The 16,733-nt window shown below is 72.9% G+C and carries 14 protein-coding genes; 1 reads left to right on the top strand and 13 read right to left on the bottom strand.

The window, feature by feature from the left end; all coding sequences use genetic code 11:
• Positions 1 to 15 precede the first annotated feature (15 nt).
• Genes mnhG through IG63_RS0115560 form a run of 6 tightly spaced genes read right to left on the bottom strand, consistent with a single transcriptional unit; the run spans position 16 to position 6,484 of the window.
• Entirely contained in the window at positions 16 to 384 is a 369-nt protein-coding gene (gene mnhG, locus IG63_RS0115585) for a monovalent cation/H(+) antiporter subunit G (protein WP_030485279.1), read from the bottom strand.
• Positions 381 to 824: an MrpF/PhaF family protein gene (locus IG63_RS23870; RefSeq protein ID WP_211249349.1), complete on the bottom strand. Its 444-nt coding sequence runs from the start codon at positions 822 to 824 to the stop codon at positions 381 to 383. The genes mnhG and IG63_RS23870 overlap by 4 nt, the downstream gene beginning before the upstream one ends.
• Positions 821 to 1,396: a Na+/H+ antiporter subunit E gene (locus tag IG63_RS0115575; RefSeq protein ID WP_051706964.1), complete on the bottom strand. Its 576-nt coding sequence runs from the start codon at positions 1,394 to 1,396 to the stop codon at positions 821 to 823. Before IG63_RS0115575 ends, IG63_RS23870 begins: the two co-directional genes overlap by 4 nt.
• Positions 1,393 to 3,090, bottom strand: a complete 1,698-nt coding sequence (locus IG63_RS0115570; RefSeq protein WP_030485276.1) for a Na+/H+ antiporter subunit D — start codon at positions 3,088 to 3,090, stop codon at positions 1,393 to 1,395. The genes IG63_RS0115575 and IG63_RS0115570 overlap by 4 nt, the downstream gene beginning before the upstream one ends.
• Positions 3,087 to 3,527 carry a Na(+)/H(+) antiporter subunit C gene (locus IG63_RS0115565; protein ID WP_036195821.1) on the bottom strand — a complete coding sequence of 147 codons (441 nt, stop codon included), beginning with the start codon at positions 3,525 to 3,527 and terminating at the stop codon, positions 3,087 to 3,089. Before IG63_RS0115565 ends, IG63_RS0115570 begins: the two co-directional genes overlap by 4 nt.
• Positions 3,527 to 6,484, bottom strand: coding sequence for a Na+/H+ antiporter subunit A (locus tag IG63_RS0115560; protein WP_036195818.1), 2,958 nt, complete (start codon positions 6,482 to 6,484; stop codon positions 3,527 to 3,529). The genes IG63_RS0115565 and IG63_RS0115560 overlap by 1 nt, the downstream gene beginning before the upstream one ends.
• Positions 6,485 to 6,638: 154 nt before the next feature.
• Here IG63_RS0115560 and IG63_RS0115555 point away from each other — a divergent pair, with 154 nt between their 5' ends.
• Positions 6,639 to 8,600: an ATP-binding protein gene (locus IG63_RS0115555; RefSeq protein ID WP_169741805.1), complete on the top strand. Its 1,962-nt coding sequence runs from the start codon at positions 6,639 to 6,641 to the stop codon at positions 8,598 to 8,600.
• 48 nt (positions 8,601 to 8,648) lie between these two features.
• On the opposite strand, the gene rodA is transcribed toward IG63_RS0115555, so the two are convergent.
• From rodA to ndk, 7 genes are all read right to left on the bottom strand, one after another.
• Positions 8,649 to 9,827, bottom strand: coding sequence for a rod shape-determining protein RodA (gene rodA / locus IG63_RS0115550; protein WP_051706963.1), 1,179 nt, complete (start codon positions 9,825 to 9,827; stop codon positions 8,649 to 8,651).
• A gap of 3 nt (positions 9,828 to 9,830) precedes the next feature.
• Complete coding sequence (mrdA, locus tag IG63_RS0115545; RefSeq protein WP_036195816.1) at positions 9,831 to 11,954, bottom strand: penicillin-binding protein 2; 2,124 nt, start codon at positions 11,952 to 11,954, stop codon at positions 9,831 to 9,833.
• Positions 11,955 to 11,960: 6 nt separating this feature from the next.
• A complete protein-coding gene (mreD, locus tag IG63_RS0115540) occupies positions 11,961 to 12,476 on the bottom strand; it encodes a rod shape-determining protein MreD (RefSeq protein WP_036195813.1) in 516 nt (171 codons plus the stop codon).
• Positions 12,476 to 13,444 (bottom strand): rod shape-determining protein MreC, encoded by a 969-nt coding sequence (gene mreC / locus IG63_RS0115535; protein ID WP_245604460.1) that lies wholly within the window; start codon positions 13,442 to 13,444, stop codon positions 12,476 to 12,478. Before mreC ends, mreD begins: the two co-directional genes overlap by 1 nt.
• Positions 13,445 to 13,446: 2 nt before the next feature.
• On the bottom strand, positions 13,447 to 14,472 hold the full coding sequence (locus tag IG63_RS0115530; RefSeq protein WP_030485268.1) for a rod shape-determining protein: 1,026 nt from the start codon (positions 14,470 to 14,472) through the stop codon (positions 13,447 to 13,449).
• Positions 14,473 to 14,613: 141 nt separating this feature from the next.
• Positions 14,614 to 16,227, bottom strand: coding sequence for an amidase (locus IG63_RS0115525; RefSeq protein WP_030485267.1), 1,614 nt, complete (start codon positions 16,225 to 16,227; stop codon positions 14,614 to 14,616).
• A gap of 81 nt (positions 16,228 to 16,308) precedes the next feature.
• Entirely contained in the window at positions 16,309 to 16,725 is a 417-nt protein-coding gene (ndk, locus tag IG63_RS0115520; protein ID WP_030485266.1) for a nucleoside-diphosphate kinase, read from the bottom strand.
• Between the last annotated feature and the right edge of the window lie 8 nt (positions 16,726 to 16,733).

Here is a 16,733-nt window from a genome sequence, read left to right as displayed (position 1 = left end):
GAACGGGGCCGCCGATCAGGGCGCGCCGCGCTCCTCGTCGACGCGCTCGACCACCCCGGTGAGGTCGTCGACGACGAGCAGGTCGCGGTCGACCTGTCCGGCGCGGTAGGACGCCCGGCCCAGCATGTGGCCCGCCACCGGAGCGGTCACCATCTGGGCCATCACCACCAGCCCGAGCAGCGCCGCCACGCGGGCGTCACGCAGCTCCAGCGTCAGCCCCGCGGCCACCAGCATCAGCCCGAGCACCTGCGGCTTGGTGGCCGCGTGCATCCGGGTGAGCAGGTCGGGGAAGCGCAGCACGCCGATCGCGGCCACCAGGCTCAGCAGCGAGCCGAGCAGGAGCAGCAGGGCGCCAAGCACGTCGAGCGCGTCCGGCCAGGTCATCGCGGTCCCTCCCGGTCGGCGCTGGGGCCGGGGTCGACGTCGGGGTCGGCCTCGGGGTCGGCATCGGGGTCGGCGTCGGGAGCAGGGGCGGCGTCGGAGCCCTCGTCCAGCTCCGGGTCGGCCGCTCGGGCCGGGGCGCCGTCGTCCTCGCCCCCGTCGTCGGAATCGAGGTCGTCGCTCCCCGGGCTGAAGCGGGCGACGCTGACCGAGCCGACGAAGCCGAGCAGCGTCGCGACGAGCAGCAGCGGGAGGTTCTCGGCGTCGCGCCGGAGGGCGGCGTCGAGGGCGATCCCCATGATGGTGATGGTGACGAGCACGTCGAAGGACATCGCGCGGTCGAGCATGGTCGGTCCGCGGGTGATCCGGGCGGTGACCATCAGCGCCGAGAGCGCCAGGACCATCGCGCTGGTCAGCAGCAGTGCCGTGACGAGACCGCTCATGAGGGGGTCACCGCCGGCGGCTCCGGCAGCAGCTCGGCCCCGAAGGCGCGCACCACCCGCTGCTCCTGGGCCCACACCCGCTCGCGGAAGCGGTCGATGTCGCGGTCGTCGCGGACGTCGATCACGTGCAGGTAGAGCGTGTGGCTGGCACGGTGCGCCTCCACGACCACGCTGCCGGGCACGAGCGAGAGCAGCTCGGCCACCACCACCTGCACGAAGTCGGACTCCGAGCGCAGCGGCACCCGCACGATGGCGTTGCGCAGCGGCCGGGGCGGCACCACGGTGATCCACGCGACCTGCAGGCTGGCCATCACGACGTCGCCGAGGAAGCGCGCCACCAGCACCACCACCGCGACCGGGCGCACGCGCACGCTCATCCGCAGCGGCGGCAGCGGCAGGACGAAGCACACCAGCACGGCCACGACCACCCCGCCGACCAGGGAGAGCAGGCTGTAGGAGCCCCACAGCACCCACCAGAGCAGCGCCAGCCACAGCACCATCGGCCACTGCACGGCCCGGTAGCGGGTGGGGCGCACGTTGCCGCGGCGCGTGGTCCGGGTGTAGGGGCTCACTCCCCCGCCCCCTGCTCCACGGCGGTGAGGTACGGCGTCCGGCTCGTCAGGTCGGCGGCCGCCCGGTCGGTGTAGCCGTAGAGCGGCCCGGCCAGGACGGTGAGCGCGAGACTGACCCCGATCAGGCCGGCGGTCGGCCAGGTCATCAGCCAGGGCAGCCGGTCGGGCAGCGAGCCCGCCTGGAGCTTCTGGTGCAGGTCGCGCTCGCCGGAGTCGTTGTCGTGCACCTCGCGCGCGGCCGAGACGTCGTCGCGACCGAACGCCACGGCGCCGACGTGCACGTGTCCGCGGTGGGCGACCATGGGCGGCGCGGCGTCGGGGACGTCGTCGGCCTCGGGGTCGGAGAGCAGCCGGGCCATCTCGTGCGCCTGCTCCGGTGAGCGCCAGAAGGCCAGCGCCCACGTCTTCGCGACGGCGTACAGCGTCAGCAGGCTGGTCAGGGTGCCCCCGGCCACCAGCAGCAGCGCCAGCCAGGTGCCCTCGTCGAGACCCGCCTGCAGCAGGCCCACCTTGCCGATGAAGCCCGACATCGGCGGGATGCCCGCGAGGTTCATCGCCGGCACGAAGAAGAGCACGCCGAGCAGCGGGAACAGCCTCGCCAGGCCGCCGAGGCGGAGCAGCGCCGTGCTCCCCGCGCGCCGCTCGATCAGCCCCACGACCAGGAAGAGCGCGGTCTGGATGGTGATGTGGTGCGCGACGTAGAAGATCGCCCCCGACAGGCCGGCCTCGGTGGCCAGGCCGATCCCCAGGATCATGTAGCCGATGTGGCTGACCAGCGTGAAGGAGAGCATGCGCTTGATGTCGGACTGGGCGATGGCGCCCAGGATGCCGATCAGCATGGTCGCGAGCGCCGCCCAGAGCAGCAGCCCCGAGAGCGGACTCTCCGGGAAGAGCAGGGTCTGCACCCGGATGATGGCGTAGACGCCCACCTTGGTCAGCAACCCCGCGAAGACCGCGGTCACGGGCGCGGGCGCGGTGGGATAGCTGTCGGGTAGCCACAGCGAGAGCGGGAAGACCGCCGCCTTGATGGCGAAGGTGGTGAGCAGCAGCAGCTGGATCATCAGGCTGGTCGAGGGGGGCAGCTCGTCGAAGCGCACCGCCACCTGCGCCAGGTTGAGCGTGCCCACGGCGGCGTACGTCGTGGCGATGGCGACCAGGAAGAGCATCGAGGAGAGCACGTTGACGACGACGTAGATCGTGCCCGCGCGCACCCGGGCACTGGTGCCGCCCAGGGTCAGCAGCACGTAGCTGGCGAAGAGCAGCATCTCGAAGCTGACGAAGAGGTTGAAGAGGTCGCCTGCCAGGAAGGCGTTGGCGACGCCGGCGACGAGGGTGAGGAAGGTGGGGTGGTAGATCGACACCGGCGTCTCGGCCTCGTCGCCGGTCATGCCCTGACCGAGGGAGTAGAGCAGCACGGCGAGGGTGACGATGGCCGAGACGAGCAGCATCAGCGCGGCGAGCCGGTCGGCGACCAGGGCGATGCCGAGGTCGCGCCAGCCACCGAGCCACAGCACCTGCGGCCCCTGCTGGTCGGCCGCCCACAGCAGCACCGCGGCGACCACGACGACCGCGGTGAGCACCACGACGCTGACCGTGCGCTGCGCCTTGGGCCAGCGCGACATCATCAGGGCCGCTCCGCTGCCGAGCAGCGGGAGCAGCACGGGGATCGGCACCAGGCCGGCGTACTCGTTCACGAGCCGTCCTCCTCTCCGGGGGTCTCGGCGTCGTCGTCACCGCTGGTGGTGAGGGAGTGGCTGTCGGACGTCGCGTCGCTGATCGCGAGCCGGCGGATGGCGGCGTCCTCGACGTCGTCCTGCACGTCGTCGTGCTCGTTGAGCTGCCAGCTGCGGTGCGCCATCGCCAGCACGAAGGCCACCGTGCCGAGGGTGATCACGATCGCGGTCAGGACCAGGGCCTGCGGCAGCGGGTCGGCCATGTCGGCGGGGTCGGCGCTGCCGTAGAAGGCCGACTCCCCCGCCGGCCCGCTGGCCACGATGAGGGCGAGGTTGATGCCGTTGCTGAGCAGCAGCAGCCCGACGAGCACGCGGGTGAGGCTGCGCTCGAGCATCAGGTAGACGCCCGAGGCGCACAGCACGCCGCAGGTGAGGACCAGCGTGAGGTTGACCTCCATCAGCTGATCGCCCCCTGGTCGCCCGCCTGCTGCGCGACGGCGCGGTCGCCGACCCGCTCGCCCGACCGGTCACGCGCCTGGGCGGCCTCCCGCTCGGCCCGCAGGATCTGTCGGTCCAGCCGCGACCCGAAGGTCCGCAGCAGGTCGAGCACCAGCCCGACCACGACGAGGTAGACCCCGATGTCGAAGCCGACGGACGAGACCAGGTGCACCTCCCCCAGGAGGGGCAGCGAGAGGTAGTAGTCGTTGGTCTGCAGCACCGCGCCCCCGAAGGCGACCGGCCCGAGACCGGAGAGGGCTGCGACGAAGAGGCCCGAGCCGATCAGGGCACCGGCGTCGATGGGGGCGGCCTCGTCGAGCTCGTAGCGCCCGCCGGCCAGGTAGCGCACCATCAGCGCCAGCCCGGAGACCATGCCGGCGGCGAAGCCCCCGCCCGGGAGGTTGTGACCGGCGAGCAGCAGGTAGATCGAGAAGACCACGATGGTGTGGAAGACCAGCCGGGTGACCACCTCGAAGATGATCGAGCGCCGGTCGGGGCTCAGGGTGCGGGGGCCCGGCAGCCACACCCGGCGGCCGGGGCTGGTCGACTGCTTCTGCACGCCCTCCGGGTAGGGGATGTCGAAGACACGTCGGATCGAGGCCGAGCGGGAGTCGAGGAAGATCAGGCTGGCCACGCCGGTGGCCGCGACCACGAGCACCGAGATCTCCCCGAAGGTGTCCCAGGCCCGGATGTCGACCAGCGTGACGTTGACGACGTTGCGGCCGTAGCCGAACTCGTAGGCCGCCTCGGCGAACCTCTCCGAGATCGGTCGCCCGACGCGGTCGCTGCCCGCGACGAGCAGGAAGCCGGCCACCGCGGTCCCGACGCCGGCGGACAGGGCGATCCGCCAGTAGCGGGTGACACTCAGCGGACGGTCGGTGAAGTAGTCGGGGAGCCGGCGGAGCACCATCACGAAGACGACCAGCGTGACGGTCTCGACGAGCACCTGCGTCATGGCGATGTCGGGGGCTCCGTGCAGCAGGAAGAGCACGGCGCAGCCGTAGCCGGAGACGCCGGCCAGCACGACCGCACGGAGCCGTCGCCGCGAGCGCACCGTGAAGATCGCCGCGGCCACCATCACCATCGCGACCATGGCCTGCGCGGGCCGGTCCCACAGCCGCACCGTCAGCCGCTCGGCCCCGCCGTCGAGCAGCCCCAGGACCAGCGCGGAGCCGGGCAGCAGCAGGACCACGCCGAGGATGACCGTGAGGTAGAAGGGCACCGAGCCGCGCTGGAAGAGTCCGGTGACCTCGACGGCCGCCCGGTCGACGGCGCGCATGACGTAGCGGTAGAGGCCCTCGGCGGTGACGGGCGGGGCGGTGCGCGCCTGCAGCCGGCACACCGCCTCGCGCCACCGGAAGAGCGCGAGACCCCCGAGCACCGTGAGCGCCGAGAGCAGCAGCGGCAGCTCCCAGCCGTGCCACAGCGCGAGGTACTCCTCGTGGGCGCCCGCCGGGAGCAGCGCGTCGTACGGCGCGATGGCGGCGGTGAGGGCGGCTCCCGCGAAGCCCAGCAGCAGGCCCAGCCCGGAGAGCACCACCGGGGAGTGCGCGAAGCCCGTGCCCAGGGGCTGCTTCAGCACGGTGTCGGCGACGCCGCGCTTGGCGGCGAAGGTGCCCCAGTACCAGCGCAGCGTGTAGGCCGCGGTCAGGGCCGAGCCGACCACGAGGCCGACGAGCACCAGGGTGCCCGCCCACGGGGCGACGCCGGCGGTCTCGCCGTCGGCGAGCTCGAGCAGCGCCGCCCAGACGGTCTCCTTGCCGACGAAGCCGAGCAGCGGCGGCAGCCCGGCCATCGACAGGGCGGCGAGCCCGGCGGCCACGGCCAGCACCGGCATCCGCCGGCCGAGACCGGAGAGCTGCTGCAGGTCGCGGGTGCCCGAGAGCTTGTCGACGATGCCGACGCAGAGGAAGAGCGTGGCCTTGAAGAGCGCGTGCGCCAGGAGCATCGCCAGGCCGGCGAGCGCCGCGGTGCGGCTGCCGATCGAGAGCACGACGGTGAGGAAGCCGAGCTGGCTGACGGTGCCGTAGGCCAGCAGCAGCTTGATGTCGTTCTGTCGCAGCGCTCGCCAGCCGCCCACCAGCATCGTCAGCGTGCCCAGCGTGAGCAGGGTCAGGTGCCACCCGGGCACCCCGGCGAAGGCGGGGGCCAGCAGGGCGATCAGGTAGATGCCGGCCTTCACCATCGACGCGGCGTGCAGGTAGGCGCTGACCGGGGTCGGCGCCGCCATGGCGCCCGGGAGCCAGAACTGGAAGGGCACCTGGGCCGACTTGCTCAGGGCGCCGACCAGGATCAGCATCACCGCCACCGTCGTGGCGGTGCCGGTCGGTGGGTCAGCCAGGATCGCGCTGAGCCGCAGCGTGCCCGCCTCGAGCCCGAGCAGCAGCATGCCGACGAACATCACCAGACCGCCGAGCGTGGTGACCACCAGTGCCTCGATCGCCGCCAGCCGGCTGGCGCGCGAGGTCGGGTCGATGCCGATCAGCAGGAAGGAGAAGACGGTGGTGAGCTCCCAGAAGACGAAGATCAGCATCAGGTCGTCGGCCAGCACCAGGCCGAGCATCGCCCCGACGAAGGAGGTGAAGTGAGCCGTGAAGGCCGCGAGTCCTGGGGAGTCGTCGCCGAAGTACCAGGCGCAGTAGGTCATCACGAGCACGCCGATGCCGGCCACGACCAAGGTCATCAGCCACTGCAGGGCGCCCAGGGAGAAGGCCAGCTCCATCCCGAGGCCGGAGATCCACGGCACCACCTGGGTGACGGCACCGCCGTCGAGGACCGTGCCGGTGTGGCGCAGCGCCCAGATCACGGCCGTCAGGGGCGCGAGCGCCAGCAGCAGGAAGGCGCGGCGTCCGAACTGACGGACCAGGACGGGGGCGCTCGCCGCCGCGATGGCGTGCAGTGCGACGAGCGCGAGCAAAGAGCGGCCTCTCGGTCGGCGGGGGGAGGTCGGGCCTCCATCCTAGTTCGGACCGTGCGGACGCCGGACGCTGGCGTCGATTCCGCCGACAGGACGGGGCCCGCGCCCTACACTTTGACGCGGAGAGGGACATATGCGATATTCTGCCCAACACGTGCCGTCCCCGTCGGGAGGCGGGGCGCTGTCGCGCGGGCAGGTGGCCTTCGCCCTGGTCGCCCTTGCCGTGGCGCCGTACGCCGGCCTCGACAGCTTCACGGTCGACCCGCGCATCGCCGAGGTCTGGCCGCTGGGCGGCGTGGGCTTCGTGCTGCTCTCGACCGTGTGGGCCGCCGGGCGCCGGGCGATCGGCGCCGCCTGCGCCGCCATGGTGCTGGCGACCGGCGTGACCGCGCTCGCCTTCGACTACTCCCCCGCGGCCGCCGGGTGGATCGCGCTGTGCGGTGCGGCGCAGCCGCTGCTGATGATGCTCGCCTACCGCCGGCTGCGCGGGGGCGTGGGCTGGGTGCCCGTGCGACCCGCCGACCTCTTCGGGCTGCTGCTGGCCAGCGTCGGCTCCTCGCTGCTGGTCGGACTCGTCGGCGGCTTCCCGCACCTCGCCGTGGGCGACCTCCCCAGCGTGGTGCTGCTGTGGTGGGTGCTGCGCACCACCGTCTTCTGCTTCACCGTGGCCGTGATCTTCAGCATCCTCTTCCACTCCCCCGCCTCGGAGGAGGTGCTCGAGCCCAGCCCCTGGGCCAACCGGCTCGCCCTGGTGCCCGTGGCCGCCCTGTGCGTGGTCGGCACCTACCACGACCCCTCGCTGCCGCTCTCGTGGCTGCTGCTCGTCCCCGCCGTGTGGGGCGGGCTCACGCTCACCATGCGCGGCGTGGCCTACGTGCTGCTGCTGGTGGCGGTCATGGCCGCCGGGCTCACCTACCTGCCCCAGAACCAGTTCGGGTACGCCGGGTGGCTCCCGGCCGCCTCCATCGTCGACACCCTCATCACCGCCGCCACCTGCTTCGCCGTGCTGCTGGCGCTGATGCGCCAGCAGCGGGCCAGGCTCATCGCCCAGCTCGACCAGCGCGGGCGCGAGGCCGAGCACCAGCGCGAGCTGCTCTCGACCGTGGTCGACTCCATGACCGAGGGGGTCCTGCTCATCGGCGCGGAGGGGGTCCACACCCGCAACGCCGCGGCCCGCCAGCTGCTCGGACGCCCCATCCCGACCGACGGACGTGCGTCGTGGGTCGAGACCTTCGGGCTCACCGGCCCCGAGGGGCAGCCGATGACCGACGAGGAGCTGCGGGCCCGCATGGCCCGCGCCGACGGCGTGGTCTCGGAGGTCCGCGTCGGCAGCGGCCCCGACGCCCGGGTGCTCGAGGTCGTCTCCAAGCAGCTGTCGCGGGGCGACGAGGGCGCGGGACGCGTGCTGCTGCTGCGCGACGTGACCGCGCAGCGCGCCCGGCTGCGCGAGCTCACCAGCTTCGCCGGTCACGTGGCCCACGACCTGCGCGGTCCGCTGACCGTGCTCGACGGCTGGCTCGAGGTGGCCTTCGACGAGGACTCCGACCACGACGACATCGCCGGGGCCCTCGCCAGGGCGCACGAGGCCAGCCAGCGGATGCGGCAGGTCATCGAGGACTGGCTCGGCTACACCGTGGTGCAGCAGGGGCGCATCCGTCCCGAGCCGGTCAAGCTCGCCGAGATCGCCCGCAGCCTCGTGGAGAGCCGCATCAGCACGGTCGCGGACGACGACCGCCCCCGCATCTCCCTCGACCTCACCCACCACGTGCTCGCCGACCCCGGCCTGCTGCGGCAGCTGCTCGACAACCTCGTCGACAACGCGATCAAGTACACCGAGGCCGGCCGGGCGCCGGTCGTCACCGTGCGCTCCCGCGACGACGTCGAGCCGGGCTGGGTCCGCGTCGAGGTCGTCGACGAGGGCATGGGCATCCCCGTGGGCCAGGAGGAGGCGATCTTCGAGGAGTTCCACAAGGGCCCGGTGCACGGCCGCTCCGAGGGCACCGGCCTCGGACTGTCGCTCACCCGTCGCATCGTCGCGCTCCACGGCGGCGAGATGACCGCCCACCGCAACCCCGGGCGCGGCTCGACCTTCAGCTTCACCCTGCGCAGCGCCTGACCCGGGCGACCGCCCGTCGCGCGCGTGGTGCGGCCGCCCGTGCCCGGCTCAGCGGGCGCGGACGCCCCAGGCGGTGCCGCGGCCACGCACCGCGATGTTCTGCAGCAGCCCGATCGCCATCAGGGAGACGAACATCGAGGAGCCGCCGTAGGAGACCAGGGGCAGCGGGACGCCGGTGACGGGCATGATCCCCAGGCACATCCCGATGTTCTGGAAGGCCTGGAAGGCGAACCAGCTGGCGATGCCGGCCGCGGCGACGCGGCCGAACATGTCGTCGGCGCGCTGGGCGACCATGAGCGCGCGCCACAGCAGCAGCGCGAAGAGGGCGATCAGCACCCCGGCCCCGACCAGCCCGAGCTCCTCGCCCGCGACGGTGAAGACGAAGTCGGTCTGCTGCTCGGGCACGAAGCGCGAGCGGGTCTGCGAGCCCTCGAAGAGCCCCTGGCCGAAGAGTCCGCCGTTGCCGATCGCGATGCCGGCCTGGGTGACGTTGTAGCCCGCGCCCCGGGGGTCGAGCCCGGGATCGGTGAAGGCCAGGAAGCGGTCGACCTGGTAGGGCTTGAGCAGCCCGGTGGCGACGACCAGCGCGGCGAGCGCGACGGCGCCCCCGACCAGCGCGACCAGCCAGCGACGCGGCACCCCGGAGACGGCGAGCACCGCGAAGACCGTCGCCGCGAGCACGAGCATGGTGCCGAGGTCGGGCTGGGCGATGATCAGCACCGCCGGCACCCCGGCGATCGCGCCCATGATGCCGACGTCGGCCAGGCCGACGCGGCGGGTGCGGGAGTTCTCGACGCGCTCGGCGACGACCATCGCCATCATGATCACCACGGCGAGCTTGGCGAACTCGGCCGGCTGCACCGACATGCCGCCGATGAGCAGCCACGAGCGCGAGCCGTTGATGGTCGAGCCCATCACGAGCACCAGCAGCAGGCCGACGATCGAGCCGGCGTACACCAGCGGCGTCACGATGCGGACCCAGCGGTGGTCGATGGAGAAGACGACGAGCATCAGCACCAGCCCGATCGCCACGTTGACCAGGTGGCGGTGCAGGTACGCCGTGGAGTCGCCGCCCGTCAGGACGTCGTTGGTGGCCGTGGCCGACCACACCAGCAGCGTGCCGATCGCGACGATCAGGCCGGCGGCCCCCAGCATCACCCAGTCGAGCGAGGGGACGACGACGCGGCTCCGGGCCACGGAGAGGCGGGGCAGGGGCAGCACGGTCACGGCTCAGTCCCTCCTGGTGGACGCCGGCGGGAGGATCGAGCCGTCCTCGGCGAAGGTCGGCAGCCCCTTCGGCGGGGTGCTCCCGGGGATCGCCGCGTCGGCCTTGACCACGCGGTCCTCGTCGACGCCGTACAGCGCCTCCCAGATCTTGCGGATGGCCGGGCCCGAGGTGCCCGAGCCGGTGCCGCCCTGGCTGACCATCATCACCACGGCGTAGTCGTCGTTGTACGACGCGACCCAGGAGGTCGACTGCTTGCCGTAGACCTCCGCCGAGCCGGTCTTGGAGCGCACCTCCAGCTGTCCGGGGAAGCCCTCCATGCGCCACGCCATGGTGCCGTCGGTGGTGACAGTGCGCAGCGCGTCGTCGATGTAGTCGAGGATGTCCTGCTCGACCGGCACCTTCGCCTGCACCTTGGGCTTGATCTCCCGGCGCAGCTCGCCGTCGGGGCTGACGATGGCCTTGGCCACCCGCGGCTCGTAGAGCACGCCGCCGTTGACCAGGGCGCCGTACGCGCGGGCCAGCTGGAGCGGCGTCACCGTGGTGTCGCCCTGACCGATGGAGAAGTTGACCGCGTCGCTGACGCGGTACTTGTAGCCCTCGACGCAGAACTCCCGGGCGAAGCGGTGCTGGAAGTCGGTGCCCGACTCCTCGCCGAGCTCGCAGTAGTAGTCCTTCATCTGCTCGTAGTAGGCGAGCTTCCACTTGCGGTCGGCGATGCGGCCGCTGGCCTCGCTCGGCAGGTCGACGCCGGTGGGCTTGCCGAAGCCGAACTTCTTGGCCATCGAGACCAGCGGGTCCTTGGCGTCGACGTCACTGCTGTCGCTGCCGAAGCGCTGCCAGAAGTCGTAGCCGATCCGGTAGAAGAAGGTGTTGCACGAGACCTCGAGCGCCTTGGCGAAGCCGATGTAGCCGTGCGAGCTCGACTCCATGTTCTTGAAGGTCCGGTTGCCGACCTGGAAGCCCGAGGAGCAGGCCAGCGAGGTGGCGGTGGAGTAGCCGTTCATCAGCGCGCCCGCGCTCATGAAGGACTTCCACGTCGAGCCGGGGGCGAACTGGCCCTGCGTGGCCCGGCTCAGCAGCGGCGTGCCGGCCTCCTCGGAGTAGAGCCGGGAGAGCTCCTTCTGACTGATGCCGCCCGACCAGACCTCCGGGTCGTAGGTGGGCTGGCTGGCCATCCCGACGATGCGCCCGGTCTTGACGTCGAGCACCACGGCAGCGCCGCTGTCGGCGACGTAGGGCCGTCCGGTCACGGTGTCGACGGTGCCGCGGGCGGTCGAGATGGTCTCGGCCAGCTGCTTCTCCACGACGCTCTGCACCTGCGCGTCGATGGAGGTGACCAGGGTGTCGCCGGGGGTCGCCTCGACCTCGCCCGACTCCCCCAGCACCCGGCCCAGGGAGTCGACGGTGACGCGGGTGTAGCCCGGCTCGCCGCGCAGGAAGGCGTCGTAGGACTTCTCCACCCCCGAGCGGCCCACGACCGAGGCGCCGTTGACCGAGGTGTCGCCGTCGGCCTCGGCCTCCTCGAGCTCGCCGCCCGTGATCGGGCTGAGGTAGCCGAGCAGGTGCGCCGCGTTGATGCCGTACGGCGAGGGGTAGGCGCGGACGTTCTCCTGCTGCGCCAGGACGCCGGGGAAGTCCTCGGTGCTCTCCAGCAGCCGCACCGCGACGCGCTGCTCCACGTCGCGGGCCACGGGCACCGGCTGGTAGGGCGAGCCGTTCCAGCAGGTGCCGGCCTCGGAGCCCTCCTGGCCGCACAGCAGCATCCGCGCGGTGATGGCGTCGTAGGAGACGTCGACGACCTTGCCGAGCCGGGTGAGCACCTGCTGGCGGCGCTCCTCGTCGAGCTTGCCGATCAGGGTGCGGTCGACGCTGACCACCCAGCTGCTGCGGTTGGCCACCAGCGGGCGGCCCATGTCGTCGACGACGAGTCCGCGGGCGGGCTGCACCACGACCTCGCGCACCGACTGCTCGGCGGCCGCGGCCTGGTAGCCCTCGCCGGTCAGCACCTGCATGTACCAGAGCCGGGCGAAGAGGGTGACGAAGAGCGCGAGCACGAGGGCCTGCACGACGAGCAGGCGCAGCCGGGACTTCTCCGAGGCCTCGCGCCGGATGAGGACAGCAGCCATCGGTCGTCAGGCCGCCAGCTCGTGGGTGGTGGGCCGGTGGAAGACGGGCATCAGCAGCGGCACCACCAGGGGCGCGACGACGACGTCCCACAGCAGCGCGATCAGCACCACCTGCACCATCTGGCCGGCGGGGAGCGCGTGGTCGCCCAGCAGCGCGCCGGTGAGCGCGAAGACCGAGGTGGCCACGAAGCTGCACACCGCGACCAGCCCGACGACCGCGAGGGGCGAGTGCCGCGCCTCGGTGCGCACCCGTCCGGCGAGGGCCGCGACCAGCACCAGCGCCAGCGCCCACTGCCCCGCCACGTGGTCGGCGGGGGGCGCGAGGTCGAGCAGCAGCCCGCCCGCGAAGCCGACGACGGCACCGTAGCCGGGACCGCGGACGACGCTCGCGGCGACGACGACGAGCAGGACCAGGTTGGGCACGACGCCGTTGACCGAGACCACCGGCAGGGCCGCGACCTGGAGCACCACGGCGAGGACCACCACGGCCGCGGCGAGCAGCACGCGCAGCAGGCCACTCATCACTGGTCCACCTCTCCGTTGAGCACGATCCGGTCGCCCTCGGTGTCGCGCGGCACCACCACGCCGACCACGTCGAGGGAGGTGAAGTCGACGAAGGGGGCGATCACCGCCTGCTTGGAGAGCTCGCGCGGCGTCGAGTAGACCGACTCGACCCGGCCGATCGGCACGCCGGCGACGTACGGGCGGCCGCCCTGGCTCCCCCAGGTCACCACGACGTCGCCCTTGGCCGGGGTCACGGTGTTGTCGGCGAGGTCGAGGTCGAGGCGGCTGCGGCCGTCGGTGACGCCGCGACCGCGCAGGAAGCCGATCTCGCGGTTGGAGCCGAGCCGGCCGCCGACGACCGACTCGGTGTCGACCACGAGCAGCACGGTGGCGGTGCTGCGGGTGGTGCGCACCACCCGGCCCACCAGGCCGTCGTTGTTGAGGACCGTCATGTCCTTGCGGACGCCGGAGGAGCGCCCGGCGTCGATGGTGACCGTGCGCGAGAAGGACTGCATCGGGCCGACGGCGACCACGCGCGAGGCCACCAGCGCCTGGCCGGTCTCGTTGGCCGAGCGGGTCAGCCCGTCGAGCTCGGCGAGCCGCTGGCGGTCGAGCGGCGTCTGGTCGGCCTGGTGGCGCAGCCGGGAGTTCTCCGAGCTCAGCGTGGCGACCTCGTCTCGCAGCTCCTTGTTGGAGCTCATGTAGGCCATCGCCTCGCGCACCGGGCGGGCCAGCGCCGCGGTGGCGGTCTCGACCGGGCCCACGACGGCGCCGACGCTGTCGCGCGCCGCCTCGACCGGCGCGTCGCCCTGGCCGCCCGCGTCGAGGGTGAGCACCACCACCGAGGCGGTGATCATCGCGCCGACGACGAGGCCGGAGCCGCGCTTGCGCTGCCGGCCGAAGCCGCCCCGGTCGGCGGTGTGGATGGCGGGGCGCCCCGACCCGCGGGGGGTGGGCGCGCCGCGACGGAGGCGTCGTACGGCCACGTCTACCGCCCGCGGTCCGCGACGAGGACCTGCTGCAGCACCTCGAACTCCTCCACGCACTTGCCGGCGCCGTAGGCGACGGAGGTGAGCGGGTCGGAGGCGATGTGGACCGGCATGCCGGTCTCGTGGCGGATGCGCTCGTCGAGGCCGAGCAGCAGCGCGCCGCCCCCGGTGAGCACGATGCCGCGGTCCATGATGTCGCCGGCCAGCTCGGGCGGCGTCTGGTCGAGCGTGGTGCGGACGGCGTCGACGATGCTGTGCAGCTGCTCCTCCATCGCCCGGCGGATCTCGGGGCTGGAGACGGTGACGGTGCGCGGGAGTCCCGAGACCATGTCGCGGCCCCGCACCTCGGCCTGGCGCTCCTGCGGCAGCGGGAAGGCCGAGCCGAGGGTCATCTTGATCTCCTCGGCGGTGCGCTCCCCCAGCATCAGGGAGTGCTCCTTCTTCATGTAGGCCACGATCGCGTGGTCGAGCTCGTCGCCCGCGGTGCGGACGCTCAGCGTGGTCACGATGCCGCCCAGGGAGATGACGGCGACCTCGGTGGTGCCGCCGCCCACGTCGACGACCATGTTGCCGGTGGCCTCGTGCACCGGCAGGCCCGCGCCGATGGCCGCGGCCATCGGCTCCTCGATGATGTAGACGCGGCGGCCGCCGGCCTGGTAGCCGGCCTCCTTGACGGCGCGCTGCTCGACGGCGGTGACGCCGCTCGGCACGCAGATGATCATCCGGGGCTTGGCGAAGTAGCGCCGCTTGTGCACCTGCTGGATGAAGAAGCGCAGCATCTCCTCGGTCGCGTCGAGGTCGGCGATCACGCCGTCCTTGAGCGGCCGGATGGCGGCGATGCCGTCGGGGGTGCGCCCGACCATCCGCTTGGCCTCGTGGCCGACCGCGAGCACCTCGTGGGTCTGCTCGTTCATGGCGACGACCGACGGCTCGTCGACGAGCACGCCCCGACCCCGCACGTAGACCAGGGTGTTGGCGGTGCCGAGGTCGACCGCCATGTCGCGCCCGATGAGACTGCCTGCCATGTGTACGCCTCGCTGGTCGAGAACCGGGGGAAGCGGGCGGGCGTCCGGCTCGACACCCCTCCCGTCCCTGCGAGGGTAGGAGCCACGCGCCGCGCGGCTGCGCAGACACGCCGCCGGGTGCCGACCCGGCCGAGGTCCGGCTCAGCGGGTGGGCAGGGTCCGCAGGTAGCGGGGGGTGCGGCGCACGTCGGTGGCGCGCTCCCAGGCGTGGCCGAGGGAGAGCAGCTGCTGCTCGCTCCAGCGGGGCCCGAAGAGCGACATGCCCACCGGGAGGCCCTCGACGTAGCCGGCGGGGACGGTCAGGTTGGGGTAGCCCGCGACGGCGGCCGGCGTGGAGGAGCCGAGCAGGAAGCTGTCGCCGTTGACCAGGTCGGTGGTCCACGCCGGGCTGTTGGTCGGGGCGAGGATCGCGTCGAGGTCGTGCTCGGCGACGGCGTCGTCGATGACCCGCTGGCCGGTGGAGGTGGCCAGCTCGCGGGCCTCGACGTACGCCGGGTCGGTGAGCGGCCCGCGCGCCTGGGAGGCCTCGAAGGTCTCCTGCCCGAACCACCGCAGCTCGCGCCGGGCGTTGGCCTGGTTGAAGGCGATCAGGTCGGCCAGGGTCTTGGGGAAGCGCCGGGCGGCGAAGGTGCGCAGGTAGTCGGCGATCGCGGCCTTGAACTCGTACTGCAGGGCGGTGGTCTCGGCGTCGTACGCCGGCTCGATGTCGAGCTCGACGTCGTCGACGACGGTGGCACCGAGCCGCTCCAGGCGCCGCACGACGCGCTCCATGACCCGGTCGGTCTCCGGCGAGACGCCGAAGGAGCCGCGCCACAGGCCGATCCGGGCGCCGTCGAGGGCATCGGCGTCGAGGCCGGCCGCGTAGTCGCGGCGCACCTGGCCGCGCTGCTCGCGGGTGACGGGGTCGGCGGCGTCGACACCGGTGAGCGCGCCCAGGACGACCGCGGCGTCGGTGACGTTGCGGGTCATCGGTCCGGCGGTGTCCTGCTCCGGGCTGATCGGCACGATGCCGGTGCGGCTGGCCAGGCCCAGGGAGGGCTTCAGGCCCACGACCCCGGTCTGGCCGCTCGGGCAGACGATCGAGCCGTCGGTCTCCGTGCCGATCGCGAAGGTCGCCAACGAGGCCGCGACCGCGGTGCCGCTGCCGGAGCTGGAGCCGCACGGGTTGCGGTCGAGCACGTAGGGGTTGCTGGTCTGGCCGCCGACGGCGCTCCAGCCGCTGGAGGACTGGTCGCCGCGGAAGTTCGCCCACTCGGAGAGGTTGGTCTTGCCGATCACCACGGCCCCGGCCCGCTCCAGGCGGCGGACGACGGTGGCGTCGGGCGGGGTGCTCCCCCGCAGCGCCAGCGACCCGGCCGTGGTGGGCATGCCGTCGGTGCCGATGTTGTCCTTGACCAGCACGGGGATGCCGAGCAGCGGCTTGTCCACGCCCCGGGCGCGCGCCCGGTCCGCGGCGCGGGCCTTGGCCACGGCCCGGCGGTCGACGGTCACCACGGCGTGCAGCCGACCGTCGAGCCGCTCGATGCGGTCGAGGTAGAAGCGGGTCAGCCGCACCGAGCTCAGCCGGCCGCGGTCCATCGCGCGCTGCAGCCGCGGGATGGTGGCGGCGTCGACGTCGATGCCGCGCACCGTGGTGGAGCCGCCCGGCACCGGCCGCCGCTCGGGGGCCGCCGCGGCCGGAGGGGCCCCGAGCAGGGTCAGGGCCAGCAGGCCGGAGCAGAGCGCAGCAGTGGGCGCGGCGAGCGGACGGGTCATCTCAGACTCCCGAGTGTCGTGAGGACGAGTGCCCCACCTCATCCCGGCGGCCCGCACCCGGTCAAGCACCGGCCGTCGGTGTCAGGCGTCGGCGAGACCGGGGAACCAGAGCGCGATCTCGCGGGCGGCGCTCTCCGGGCCGTCGGAGCCGTGCACGAGGTTCTCGCGGTTGGAGAGGGAGAGGTCGCCGCGGATGGTGCCGGGGGCGGCCTTGCGGCCGTCGGTCGCACCGTTGAGCGCCCGGACCACCTCGATCGCCTCGTCGCCCTCGAGCACGGCCGCCAGCAGCGGGCCGCTGGTCACGAAGTCGCGCAGCGGCGGGTAGAAGTCGCGCTGCACGTGCTCGGCGTAGTGGGCGTCGGCCTCGGCCGCGGTGATGTGGCGCAGCTCGAGCGCCACGAGGGAGAGGCCCTTGGCCTCGAAGCGGGAGAGGACCTCGCCGACCAGGCCGCGGCGTACGGCGTCGGGCTTGAGCAGGACCAGGGTGCGCTGCGACATGGGAGCAA

Source organism: Nocardioides aequoreus (assembly GCF_000720335.1).
GTDB lineage: Bacteria > Actinomycetota > Actinomycetes > Propionibacteriales > Nocardioidaceae > Marmoricola > Marmoricola aequoreus.
The sequence above is the reverse complement of the archived record's forward strand: the minus strand, read 5'-3'. Positions and strand labels throughout refer to the sequence as shown.